Genomic DNA, 12,296 nt, shown 5'->3' on the forward strand with positions numbered 1-12,296 from the left:
GAACAGCTCTCATATTCAATGCCCTAAAGAGAGCTTGGCGAACAATGTGAAGCCCATGGGGTTGCTGCCATAGGCTCCGTCCAAGGCATTCGGCTTGGCATATGCCGACACTGTGCCGCCCAAGGCAAGGTTCAGTGGGCCGGTCAGCGGTAGGCGATAGGCGTAGCCTGCCTGCAACTTGCTCACCCGAAAGGGAACTTCATGCAGCGGATCGTCGTGATCCGGAAAAAGCTCGTCATTTTTCACATTTTCAAAACGGCCAAAGACCGTGTGGTGGTCGTCAATGTCCCAATTTGCTTCAAGCAGATAGGCGGTCAGCGTTGGTCCGGGATCACGGTTTTTGGCAGAGAAAGCAGCCGTTGCCGTCAGGCCCTTACCATTGGCATAATGCGCGCTTGCGGTTGTGCGATGCTCGTTTTCATCGGGGTGGATCGTGAATTCCGGCTGCTTCAAAAAGCCATGGCTGACTTGCAATGCCCATTGCGGCGAAGGGTTGAATGTCGCGCGGACCGACCAACTGTCGAAACGTGGCTTTTCGATATCCCAGCGATCCTCATCGGGCTCGCGCCCCGTGAACACCGAACCCTCCAATTGAAACTGCCGCGTCGAAATACCTGCTGTGGCCACGCCATAAGTGATGTGGCTGCTGTCGAACCAATGGTGGGTGATCGGCGCCTCAGGATTCAGCTTGGCCGAGCCGCGGTGCATGAAGGCGCTTGGCCCCAAAGCCGGTTCGCCGACAGGGCCACCGTAGAGGAACAGGCTGGCGTCCTGCGCAATGTCGACGTCGATCCGGGCAGCGAGCTCCATAAACAGATCATGCGGATGCTGCCGGTCGACCAATGGCTCGCCACCTGCCGTTTCGCCGGTCGCAAACAGATTGGGATAGCCACGATTGGCCATTAAAGGCTCAGCGCTCAACATGGACTTGAACTGGAAACGGCCGCCCTCAAATTGGCGTTCGGCGGTCAGCATAGCCATCGACTGCACATATGTCTTGTCGTCGCCACGTGGTCCCGACTGGTCGGTGGTGACGCCCCAGGCATAGCCATGCGCCATGACCATCCAGTCCTTTACGACGGGCAAATGAAGGCCGTGCATACCGCCTTCGTTGCCCGGCAAGCGCGATGTGCCTGAGCCTTCGGCAGGATTGTCGGAGGTGGCGGCAGGCATCTCCGCCATGTCATGGCCCATCTTTGCATGGTCCATCTGGTTGTGATCCTGCGCAACGGCAGGGGTTGCGTGAAGGGCAAGCGCGCACACGCCCACCCATAAAATCGGCATTTTCATATAATTATCCCTGTAGATTGAATGACAATAAAGGTCGTTCAAATCTCAGCTTCGCGGCGGGGGTATTGTTGGCCTTGCGATCGTGCCCAAAAGTTCATGGAGCAGGGCGCTTTGCCGAACACACGGCAGTGACGCCAACTGAAATACCGCAAAGCCAGGGGAAACAGGCGCAATACAGCCGATGCAGCCATGGAGCTGCACAGCTTTGCCACGCTCCTCGGCATCATCGTCTTGTGTACCCATCGGCATACCGTGACAATCGGCCGGCATTGCTTCAGACGCTGCCACCGGCGTGACCGGCACCGCAAGTGCGGGCAGGGCCAAACCAAACAGGAATATCGCAAGGAAGAGGTTGCGGAACATAGGCAGTCGGTTAGCCCATTTATCTTCAACCGTCATCCTGAACTTGTTTCAGGATCTTAATTTTACTTAACGGTGTGGACGTGAAACCACACGCTCTTTAGACATTAAATCGAAACAGCATGATATCCCCGTCTTTGACGAGATATTCCTTGCCTTCCGAACGCCACTTGCCTGCTTCTTTCGCGCCGGCTTCGCCGTTGAATTGGACATAGTCATCAAAGGCCATGGTTTCGGCGCGGATGAAGCCTTTTTCAAAGTCGCTGTGAATGGCGCCCGCGGCGTTAGGGGCGGTATCGCCTTGGTGGATAGTCCACGCGCGCGCTTCTTTCGGGCCGACGGTGAAAAAGGTGATGAGGTGAAGCAGTTCATATCCAGCGCGGATAACGCGGGCGAGGCCGGTTTCGGTCAGACCAAGGTCTTCCAGAAACACTTCGCGGTCTTCGGCGGGCATGGTGGAGATTTCCGCTTCGATCGCGGCGGAGACAACAACGGCTTCTGCGCCTTCGGCCTTTGCCTTTTCAAACACGCGTGCCGACAATGCATTGCCGTTCGCTGCGCTCGCCTCTTCGACATTGCACACATATAATACGGGCTTTGCGGTCAAAAGCTGCGCCATCTGGAAATGCCGTTCTTCTTCGGCATCGTCGCGCTTGGTCAGGCGCGCTGGCTTGCCTTCGCGCAGCAGGTCCAGCGCACGGCTTAATACCACCGCACTGATCTTGGCTTCCTTGTCGCCCTGCGTGCCCTTTTTGATCAGGTTCGGAACGCGTTTTTCAAGGCTTTCCAAATCGGACAGCATCAATTCGGTTTCGACGGTCTCGGCGTCTGAAATCGGATCAATCTTGTTATCGACATGCTGGATGTCGTCATCTTCAAAGCAGCGTAGCACATGCACAATGGCATCGACTTCGCGGATGTTGCCCAAAAATTGGTTGCCAAGGCCTTCGCCTTTTGACGCGCCGCGCACAAGGCCGGCGATGTCGACAAAGCCCAGCTGGGTTTCGATAATCTTTTGGCTGCCGCCGATTTTGGCGATTGTTTGCAAGCGCGGGTCAGGGACGGCTACGTTACCGATATTGGGTTCAATCGTGCAGAACGGATAGTTCGCCGCTTGCGCTGCTGCCGTTTCGGTCAGTGCATTGAACAGGGTGGACTTGCCCACATTGGGAAGGCCCACAATACCGCATTTGAAACCCATAATTTCCTCGTCACAAAATGAATGAAGCGGCCCTAGGCGACGTTCGGCAGCAAGTCCATCCAATGCGATGGCGCAAATATCGTTAAACGGCTTAGTCCTGCTGCAAACGCATGGCGACATCGTTCATGAAGCGGACGTCATCGCCCTTGGCCAGCCAATCGGCTTCGGCCGATACAGCGCCCAATAGATCCGCCAAATCGTCGATTTCGCTTTTGTGGAAATTGCCGAGCACATAGCCCGTCACGCGGTCGTTATTGCCGGGATGGCCAATGCCAAGGCGGACACGGCGAAAATCGGCGCCAATATGGTCGGTTATTGAACGGATGCCATTATGGCCAGCCGCGCCGCCGCCAAATTTGATCTTCACCTTGAACGGCGCGAGGTCGAGCTCGTCGTAAAAGACCGTGACGTCTTTGGGTTCAAGCTTATAGAAATCCATCGCTGCGCGCACGCTGCGGCCGCTTTCGTTCATGAACGTCGCGGGTTTGAGAAGAATGATTTTTTCGGATCCGAGCCGAAGTTCCTGCACCCAGCCCAAAAATTTCTTGGCGGGTAATGGCAGGTCGTGAATTTCGGCCAGCGCATCAATCGCCATGAAGCCGATATTGTGCCGGTGCATCGCATAGGTGGCGCCTGGATTACCGAGACCTACCCATAATTGCATCGCGCTTGTCCCTTGGGGGAATATCCGGGGCGGGCCGAAACCCAGCCCCGGAGATGAATTTAAGCTTCGCCTTCGGCTTATGCGCCCTTTGCGGTGCGCAGGAAGTCAACATGAATCGGGCGATCGCTGACAGGATGAAATGCAACATCCTTTGGAACTGTAAGCTGTTTTTTGCCACCAAGTTCGATCTCGACAACGCTGTCCGAAAAATGGCCAGTCATCAAAAGTTTGACGAGAGCCTTTTCCTCAACATGGATGAGTTCGGGTTCTTGCTTGTTGCCGTAAATGACGGCGGGCACTCGGTTTTGACGACGCAATTCGCGGGAGGCTCCCTTGCCGGCCGCATTGCGAGTCTCTGCCGACAATGTCAGCTGATCGCTCATGTTTATTCTCCAAAAAAAGTTACCTTGCCGCCACGCCTCCAGGGATGACCATGCACGGCAAGCGCGCGCCTATATGCAGCTTATGCCAGAAAAGCAAGCTTCGTGCGGAATCAGAGCAACGCTTTGTAGAGGCTGAACATGCTTGTCGCGATCAGGACGATGCTGACGGCGAACAACAACATGCGTGGCTGGATTCGTTTGGCAACCATCGCGCCGAACGGAGCCGCCAGTAATCCGCCAAGCAACAGACCGCCGGTGACAACCGTAAACGCCTCTAGTCCAATCGTCAGGATGAAGGTCATCGACACGGCAACCGTCAGGAAAAACTCCGCTGTATTGACGGTGCCAATGGTTTTGCGGGGATCAGCGCCTTGGATCAGCAAGTTGGACGTAACGACCGGGCCCCAGCCACCGCCACCCGATGCATCCAGAAAGCCGCCCACAAGACCAAGCGGCATCGTCACCTTGGGATCGCGGGGCTTGTGCTCATGGGTGAAGTCCCATGCCTTATACAGCAGGTAAAAGCCGATGAGCGTTAGATACCCCATGACAAACGGGCGCGCTGCCTCTGTATGGATATTCGCCAAAAGATACGCGCCGGTGCAGCCGCCAATCACGCCCGGAATAGCGATGCGGGCAAACAGCTTCCAATCGACATTTTTGTGCAACACATGGCTGATGCCCGATGCGCCGGTCGTAAACATTTCGACAAAATGCACGCCAGCAGATGCGCGGGCAGGGGCAACGCCCATGACGCTGACCAACAATGTGCTGCAAATGACGCCAAACGCCATTCCAAGCGCGCCATCGACCAACTGCGCGGCAAAGCCGACCGCGACATAAGGCACGACGGCAGACCAATCGATATTGGCAATATAGTCAATCATCCAAGTCTCGCCTTTTGCGCTGGAACAACGAATGCATAATCGGGAGTCCGTTCTTTGGCCACCGCTTTGTATCTCACGAATTTGTTTGGAGCGCCCAAGAATGTGTTTAGCGCGGTGAGTGGATTATTCCGCAGCTTGTGCGAATGCCTCAGCATCAACATTATCGCACAGATTGATCCCGTCCAACAGGTCCGCGGTCTTGTCGCGTACCTGAAGCATGAGTGCCCGGGTGCGGCAATTTTCTTCCTCGACGCAATTCTTGCATGTCTCATGCGCATAACGGCTGGCACAGGGGACCAAAGCCAAAGAACCGCGCATGATGCGGATGAGGTCGCCATAGCTGATGTCGATGGGGGCCACGCCCAGCCAATATCCGCCGTCCTTGCCGCGTTGTGATGCGACCAGCCCCGAACGTGTCAGTTCGGATAAAATCACGGTCAGGAATTTGGGTGGAATCTTTTGTGCCTCGGCAATATCGGCGAGCTGCACAGGCCCTTTGCCGAAATGGTCCGCAAGATGCTGCATGGCGCGTATCGCGTAGCGGGTTTTTTGGGACAGCATTATTTGCTTTTGCGCCGGATGGCCTGTTTTTTCAACCCAGCAAGTAGACAAAGTAGCAATAGTTTGAATTTCGTGCCGAAATTCTGGTCGGTCGGCTTTCAAATGCAGTTGCATTGCAAAAGGTGTCGGCATAGCGTGTTATGGTAAACGAGGCTCAGGGGTGAGCCAAAATAACCGGGGGATAATATGAAACACTCAAAAACCGCGATTCTGTTGTTGGCGACGTGCCTGACCACGCCTGCCTTTGCGCAGGATGCATCGCCGCCAACCGCTGCTGAAACCGTGGATAATGGCGCCGCGATCATCGTAACGGGTTCGCGCATCAAGCAGGATCCGGCCAAGAGCGCGCTGCCGTTGCAGATTATCAGCACCGACGATCTGACACGCGAAGGCATTAATAGCCCTGAACAGCTCATCTCTTACCTGTCGACCAACGGTAATGGTGCGGACAACCTTGCGTCCAATGCGGACGTAACATCGGGTGCGCAGCGCGGCACCAACGGCCTGTCCGCAGCCAACTTGCGCGGTCAGGGTTCGGCATCGACATTGGTGCTGCTCAATGGACGCCGCGTCGCAGCGCACGGCCTGACGGGTTCAGCTGTTGATGTGAACCAAATTCCGATGGCCGCGCTTGAGCGCGTTGAAGTCCTAAAAGACGGCGCGTCGGCTATTTACGGAACCGACGCCATTGGCGGTGTTATCAACTTCATCACCAAAACAAACTTCCAGGGTCTCGCGTTCAATACTTTCACGGACATGGCCGAAGCCGGCGGTGGCGCTATTTATCGTCTGTCGTCGACGGGTGGTTATGGCGATCTGAACGAAGACGGCTTTAACCTTTTGGCCACCGTTAGCAGAAGCGTCAGTAAAGCCCTGAATGGTTCGGATCGCAGCTTTGTTAACGGCAACCAGCCCAATCGCGGCCTTTCCGTCGACACACGTGGAACGCCAATTGCGACAGCGTTCGCCACAGGTTCAAATGCGCTGTTTGCGCCAACCGGTTCGCTTTTAAGCGGTGTTACCTTGCTTGAGGCTGGGGCAACTGTTCCGGCCACGGGTGGTATCAACATCCTCGATCTTCCCGGCGGCGCAGGTTGCGCATCCATGGATGGTGGCATGGCATATGATGACCAATTGTGGGCAAACACCTCGGCACGTTTTGCCTGTGCTTGGGATACCGGCCGCGCCGCTGTTCTTCAGCAGCCATTGACCACGCTGACTTATTATGGACGCGCAACGGCGAAACTTGGCGACCATCAATTTTACGCTGAAATCACTGGTTCAGACGCCGATTCATCGAAGCGTTTTTCGAACAACCAATATTCCGGCAACGCCACAACCTTGCCGTTATATTACCCGCTGAATGCGACGACATCGGCGACGTATAATGATGTGTACAACAAGCTGGTCGCCGTTTTCCCGCAAATCGCCCCCAATTACGGCAAGCCGATTTCGTATCGCTGGCGTTGTACGTCATGCGGTGTGCGTGAATATGAAACCAACACCAAAACATTGCGCGCAGGTTTGGGCGCCGAAGGTCCATTGTGGGATGGCTGGGATTATCGCGCTGGCGGTTCATACGCGCGCAGCCAATCGACGTCGGTATTGGGTACTGGCTACCATTATCGTGGAACCTTCGCCTCGGCAGCAGCAGCGGCTGCATCGGGTGTGACGGGCGCCGTATCTGGCGGCATTGATCCACGTGCACCAACCGCGCCCGGCGCAACGCAGCCTGGCATCGTTGGCCTGCTGAACAGCGGTATCCTGAACCCGTTTTCATTGACGCAATCTGATGCGGCACTTGCTGGACTGAAAGCCATTTCTGCCGAAGGCGTGACGCTGTACGGCGGTAAATATGAAGTGAAGCAACTCGATGGTTCGATTTCCGGATCGCTGTTTGATTTGCCCGGTGGTACCGTTCAGGTCGCGCTTGGCGTGGATTATCGCCGCGAAACATACAGCTTCAACGGTTCGCCAGCTGCCGTCACCGGAACGCCAGACATTTTCAACGTGGCCTTCGACAATAATAATGCGCTGACACCAAAGAATCGCACGGTTAAGGCGGCTTATGCTGAAGTTCTCGTGCCGGTTTTTGAAGCGCTTGAAGTAACCGGTGCCGTCCGTCTTGACGATTATAGCGGCTTTGGTTCGACGGTTAATCCGAAGATTTCGGCAAAGTACCGCCCGCTTGATTGGCTGATGTTCCGTGGGTCGTTCAATACGGGCTTCCGCGTTCCTGCGTTCAACCAGATTTTCAACGGCGTCACGCAATCGCCAAATCCTGGCAACACTTTGGTGGATCCAACCACCTGCGCAACGGGTGCGGTCAGCACGCTTCCGGGCTGTTCAGCGATTACGCCAGAGACGCTTTCGGGCGGGAATCTCAACCTTGGACCAGAAACATCGCAGCAGCACAGCATTGGCGTTGTTTTGCAACCATCGAGCCATTTCAGTGCCTCGTTCGATTACTGGTCGATTGCAGTTGACGATACCATTGGTGCCCTGACGTTGCGTCAGTTGCTCGATAACATCAGCTACTTCCCTGATCGGGTGACCCGCACGAACAACATCATCACGCTCATCGACCTGCGCGCCGACAATATCGGGTCGCGCCGGACAGAAGGTCTTGAAGTTGCGCTGCGTGGGGGCGTGGATGTCTTGGGCGGCGTAATAAACGCTGGTCTGGACGGAACCTATCTGCTGAAAAAGCGTGAGAAGTTTCTGCCGTCGGCACCGTTCGGATCAAGCCTAATTGGTCAGTTCACCTTTGCAGGCGATTTGGGTCTCAAGTGGAAGCACAGCGCCTTTGTTTCGTTCACAAAGGATGACTTCACCTTCAACTTCTCGCAAATCTATCGCGACGGTTACAAGAACCAAGCATTGCCCGGTATTGCCAATGGCACTGTCGTTCGCCCGGATTTCAACCCGATGGTGAAATCCTATGTCACGTATAACACGTCGGTGAGCTTTGACCTTCTGAAGCAATATCGCCTGACCGCAGGCGTCCGGAACGTGTTCGACACTGATCCGCCATTTGCGATTACGTATGACAGCAACACCGGTGCCGGCTCCAGCTGGGAACCACGCGTTGCTGACCCACGTGGACGGTCGTTCACATTGTCGATCGAAGCGAAGTTCTAAGCAAAGGAACGCCGGGTATGGATATCAATGCAACTCGGCGGCAGATTATGGCGGGGCTGGCGGCAATGCTGTCGGCCCCACCGCTTTTGGCGGCTTCGCCTGAAGCAAAAGGCGCGCGTAAGCCATCGCGTTTGCGCGTCGGCGATACCGTCGGGCTTATTGAACCGGCGTCTGCCAGTGACGAGCCGTTCCAGATCCAGTTGGTTGAAGAAGCCATCACCGCAATGGGGCTGAAGCCCAAACGGGCGCCGCATGTACTGAACCGCTACGGCTATCTTGCCGGGCAGGACAAGGACCGCGCGGCAGACATTAATGCGATGTTTGCGGACAAGGACGTGAAGGCGATATTTGCCGTGCGCGGCGGATGGGGCAGCGCACGGCTTCTGCCCTATCTCGATTGGAACATCATTCGCGCCAATCCCAAGCTGCTGACAGGCTTTAGCGACATCACCGCCCTCCACATGGCGATTGCGGCAAAGGGCGGTTTTGTGACCTTGCACGGGCCAAATGCGGGCAGCGCATGGGGCAAGTCATCATGGGACATATACCGCGAAATTGCCTTTGATGCGGGCACGCCCTTATTTGTTAATCCAGAGGGCGACGAGGACCGGCTGACGCAGCGTCGCTGGCGCACACGCGTTTTGGGCACGGGCAGGGGCAAGGCGCAGGGGAAGCTGCTTGGCGGCAATCTCACCGTACTGACCGCGCTTGCCGGAACGCCGTATTTGCCCGATTTTTCTGGTGCCATCTTGTTCCTCGAAGATGTGGAAGAGGCGGAATATCGCATCGACCGCATGCTCACCCAATTGGGGCAGGCGGGCGTGCTTAAAAACTTGAAAGGCGTTGTCTTTGGTCAATGCACCGACTGCGTCAACAAGGGCACCAGCTACGGGGCGTTTACGTTGAATGATGTCCTCACCCAGCATTTGGGTGGCTTGGGCATTCCTGCGTATCAGGGGGCGTGGTTCGGGCATATCACCGACCAATTCACCTTGCCCGTTGGCGGCATGGCGGAAATTGACGCCGATGCCGGAACGCTGCGCTTGCTGGAGCCTGTCGTCGTTTAATTCAAAATTTGGGATATGACCAAAGCAAACGCATTGTTCGCCATGTGCAGGATGATGTTCGTGCGCAGCGATCCTGTGCGGTGGTAGAGATAACCAAAAGCGATGCTCAGCGACATCAATCCGGGGATGGCATAAAGCTGCATATGCACGACCGCGAACAGGAATGATGACAGCAGGATTGCCGCCCAAAAAGGCACATATTTCGCAACCGCATTCTGCAGCATGCCCCGGAACAGCAATTCTTCGACAATGGGCGCAGCAACCGCGATGGCAAAAAATATCGCGGCAATATTCACCGGCGTGCGCGGAATGGAGGCGAGGATTTTGGCCATTTCCTCCTGCATTTCGACACCGGGGATGACATAGGTCGCGTAAATATAATTGAACGCCATGGCCGCCATAATCACAACGACCGCAAGCGTCGTTGCCTGACGCAGCGGGATTTTGCCAAAACTGTTCAGCCCCAATATCGCCATCCGCCCTTGCTTGCGCAGATACAGCCACATCAGGAACAATTGGACAATCGCCGCGGCAACAAGGCCGAAGATAATGACGACAGGCATTGCATTGCTCGTTCCCGTCGCGGCCATGATGAGGCCCGTACACACCGCCTGCAGCACAAAATAGAGCAGGATAAACCCGGCGGTGGGCCAAAGACCCGGATAGTACGGGCTTTCCAGTGACCCGGCATGAGCGCCATCCGTGCGTTGCGTATTGTCCATTGCGATCCCGCCAAACGTTGAGGGCCCGAACGCATATCGTCAGGCCCTTACGCTTGTGACATATCAAAACTTAATAGGCTACCCGCGTTGCGTTCAGGCCATAAGCAGGCAGCAGATTTTGAACGCTGGTCGGGCCAGCCAAATGCCCTGCGCCAACCGCCATGAATGTTACGCCGGGCTTTGCCATGCGCGCCGAAATCCATTTCGCCCAATTGGCATTCCGCTTCGTCAGCAGGGCGTCGTACAAGGTGCGGCTGGTCAGGCCCTCGTTCATGAGTTGGCCAAGGCTTTCGGTTTCGGCCGATGCCCACATGTCGACCATCTTGTCCATGCTGGTTCCCATATCATCAATCTGCTTTGCGGTTTCAACAAGAAACGCGACCTGTTCGGATTCGGGCAGGGTATCAAACACGCCCAATTGGAACGCCATCGTTTCCAAACCGGAAATTGGCTTTTTGGCGGCATTGGCTGCGGCCGTTAGCTGTTTTTCGACGCCGCTATTGGGATCAAATCCGGATCTTTGCATCGCGATCAGGGACAGCGTTACCGCGGCTGCCCATGGATCGAACGGGTCAAGTGCCGCGGCGGGAAGGCCAAGCTTGCCCACTGCTGTTTCATAAACAGCGCGGTCCGCATCGTTCATTTTGGAACGCAATGTCTTGCCCTGTTGGTCCATCGCCAATTTGCCAAAAAGCGCTTGGCTTTCCGCTGCGGACGGTTCGACCAGTTCAAGGATGAGCTGATCCGATGTGTCAAAAGCGGCTTTGACGCCTTCGTCAAACCAACCAAGGCCTGGTTTCAAAATATGGATGGAACCGAACAGATAGACTGTGGTGTCTTCGTCCTTCACCACCCATAAAGCGGGGTCGACATCCTTGGTGGTAACGGCAGGAATTTTGACGGGGTCAAGCGCCTCGATTTTGGCGGGGGCCTCGGTTGGCGTGGTCTGCGCTGCGGCTGGCATTGCCCAGGCCAGCGCACATGTTGCTGTCGCGGCAAGCACGGACTTTAAACGTAAACGCATAGATATTCTCCTTTAAGTCGCTGTCGCAACAACTGTATGTAAATATCTCCAATATCAGCGATATTTCTTCCACGACCAGACAATGAGGGCAATGAAAGCCGTCATAAAATAAAGCGCGACACCATTGGGAGATGGCAAAATGCCACCCCGCCACAGCAACCACCAAACGGGCGCAACGAACCAGAAAGCGTAAATCGCGATCAGTGCGCCAGCGCGATAGGCAGCTTCCTCTTGTTCATCGACAACATGCTTGTGCCAGTAAAAGGTAATGGCAGGCAGGACGACGCCAATCGCACCCGCCAGAATGACCGCCAGCACGGGCGAAATCGGACCGCTTGCAAATAGGCTGGGTTCGTTTGCGGTGCCGATATTGTCGGTTAGAGCCAGCGCAAGGCCAATGATCCCGCCAAAGATACCGCAACCCCAAATGATGCGATTGTTCAACCTCTCACGGCGCGGCCGGCGTTCACCGCTTTGCTTTGTTTGCTGAAACAACTTCCAGATTAAAAAAGCGAGCAGCAGAATGACCGCAGCAAAGAGGTCCAATATCGAAACATCGAGCGTGGTGAGCGGACCGTCGCCTTGAGCATCGCGTTGCGAGAGATATCCCGAAATCGCGCCTGAGATCATGATAATTCCGATGCCTGAAAACATCATCCACATTCTGCGGCGTCCATTGTTGTTCGCCATGTCATCAGCGTCAGTCATTGTGCGCTCCTTCAAATTCGTCATCGAAAATCTCCTCGATCGGCAATGCAAATAGCCGAGAAATCTTGAACGCCAGCGGCAGCGACGGGTCATATTTCCCTGTCTCGATGGCATTGACCGCTTGGCGCGATACATCGAGATGCTCGCCCAAATCGGCTTGGCTCCAGCTCCGCATCGCGCGGAGAACTTTCAGCTGATTTTTCATGTCAGGTTATGATGTCTTTGTGTCATGGAAACCTTACTATTGCGATTCGCGCAATATGTCAACAACACCTTACATAATGCTAT

The 12,296-nt window shown here is 55.4% G+C and carries 12 protein-coding genes and 1 pseudogene; 2 read left to right on the plus strand and 11 right to left on the minus strand.

Features of this window, described 5'->3' with window-relative positions:
- Positions 1-15: 15 nt before the first annotated feature.
- The 7 genes and pseudogenes from GGR91_RS02595 to GGR91_RS02625 all read right to left on the minus strand — a co-directional run bounded on the left by GGR91_RS02595 (position 16) and on the right by GGR91_RS02625 (position 5,346).
- Complete coding sequence (locus GGR91_RS02595) at positions 16-1,290, minus strand: hypothetical protein (protein WP_183939771.1); 1,275 nt, start codon at positions 1,288-1,290, stop codon at positions 16-18.
- 45 nt (positions 1,291-1,335) lie between these two features.
- Entirely contained in the window at positions 1,336-1,689 is a 354-nt protein-coding gene (locus GGR91_RS02600; RefSeq protein WP_183939773.1) for a hypothetical protein, read from the minus strand.
- Between the two features lie 61 nt (positions 1,690-1,750).
- Entirely contained in the window at positions 1,751-2,851 is a 1,101-nt protein-coding gene (gene ychF, locus GGR91_RS02605; protein WP_183939775.1) for a redox-regulated ATPase YchF, read from the minus strand.
- A 91-nt stretch (positions 2,852-2,942) separates the two neighbouring features.
- A complete protein-coding gene (gene pth / locus GGR91_RS02610) occupies positions 2,943-3,515 on the minus strand; it encodes an aminoacyl-tRNA hydrolase (protein WP_183939777.1) in 573 nt (190 codons plus the stop codon).
- A gap of 80 nt (positions 3,516-3,595) precedes the next feature.
- Positions 3,596-3,898: pseudogene (gene rplY / locus GGR91_RS02615) on the minus strand (50S ribosomal protein L25); the annotation flags it as partial.
- Between the two features lie 110 nt (positions 3,899-4,008).
- Complete coding sequence (locus GGR91_RS02620; protein ID WP_183939782.1) at positions 4,009-4,785, minus strand: sulfite exporter TauE/SafE family protein; 777 nt, start codon at positions 4,783-4,785, stop codon at positions 4,009-4,011.
- A gap of 123 nt (positions 4,786-4,908) precedes the next feature.
- Positions 4,909-5,346 (minus strand): RrF2 family transcriptional regulator, encoded by a 438-nt coding sequence (locus GGR91_RS02625; RefSeq protein WP_183939784.1) that lies wholly within the window; start codon positions 5,344-5,346, stop codon positions 4,909-4,911.
- A gap of 186 nt (positions 5,347-5,532) precedes the next feature.
- On the opposite strand from GGR91_RS02625, the gene GGR91_RS02630 reads away from it, so the two are divergent.
- Positions 5,533-8,487: a TonB-dependent receptor domain-containing protein gene (locus tag GGR91_RS02630; RefSeq protein WP_183939786.1), complete on the plus strand. Its 2,955-nt coding sequence runs from the start codon at positions 5,533-5,535 to the stop codon at positions 8,485-8,487.
- A 17-nt stretch (positions 8,488-8,504) separates the two neighbouring features.
- On the plus strand, positions 8,505-9,554 hold the full coding sequence (locus tag GGR91_RS02635; protein ID WP_183939788.1) for a S66 peptidase family protein: 1,050 nt from the start codon (positions 8,505-8,507) through the stop codon (positions 9,552-9,554).
- On the opposite strand, the gene GGR91_RS02640 is transcribed toward GGR91_RS02635, so the two are convergent.
- The 4 genes from GGR91_RS02640 to GGR91_RS02655 form a co-directional block, all read right to left on the minus strand.
- Complete coding sequence (locus GGR91_RS02640; RefSeq protein WP_183939790.1) at positions 9,551-10,276, minus strand: CPBP family intramembrane glutamic endopeptidase; 726 nt, start codon at positions 10,274-10,276, stop codon at positions 9,551-9,553. The genes GGR91_RS02635 and GGR91_RS02640 overlap by 4 nt on opposite strands.
- A 70-nt stretch (positions 10,277-10,346) precedes the next feature.
- Complete coding sequence (locus tag GGR91_RS02645) at positions 10,347-11,300, minus strand: TraB/GumN family protein (protein WP_183939792.1); 954 nt, start codon at positions 11,298-11,300, stop codon at positions 10,347-10,349.
- A 54-nt stretch (positions 11,301-11,354) separates the two neighbouring features.
- Positions 11,355-12,008 (minus strand): hypothetical protein, encoded by a 654-nt coding sequence (locus GGR91_RS02650; protein ID WP_183939794.1) that lies wholly within the window; start codon positions 12,006-12,008, stop codon positions 11,355-11,357.
- On the minus strand, positions 12,001-12,213 hold the full coding sequence (locus tag GGR91_RS02655) for a helix-turn-helix transcriptional regulator (RefSeq protein WP_183939796.1): 213 nt from the start codon (positions 12,211-12,213) through the stop codon (positions 12,001-12,003). The genes GGR91_RS02650 and GGR91_RS02655 overlap by 8 nt, the downstream gene beginning before the upstream one ends.
- Positions 12,214-12,296: the final 83 nt, after the last annotated feature.

This window comes from Sphingorhabdus rigui (genome assembly GCF_014196595.1).
In the GTDB taxonomy this organism is placed as follows: Bacteria; Pseudomonadota; Alphaproteobacteria; order Sphingomonadales; family Sphingomonadaceae; genus Sphingorhabdus_B; species Sphingorhabdus_B rigui.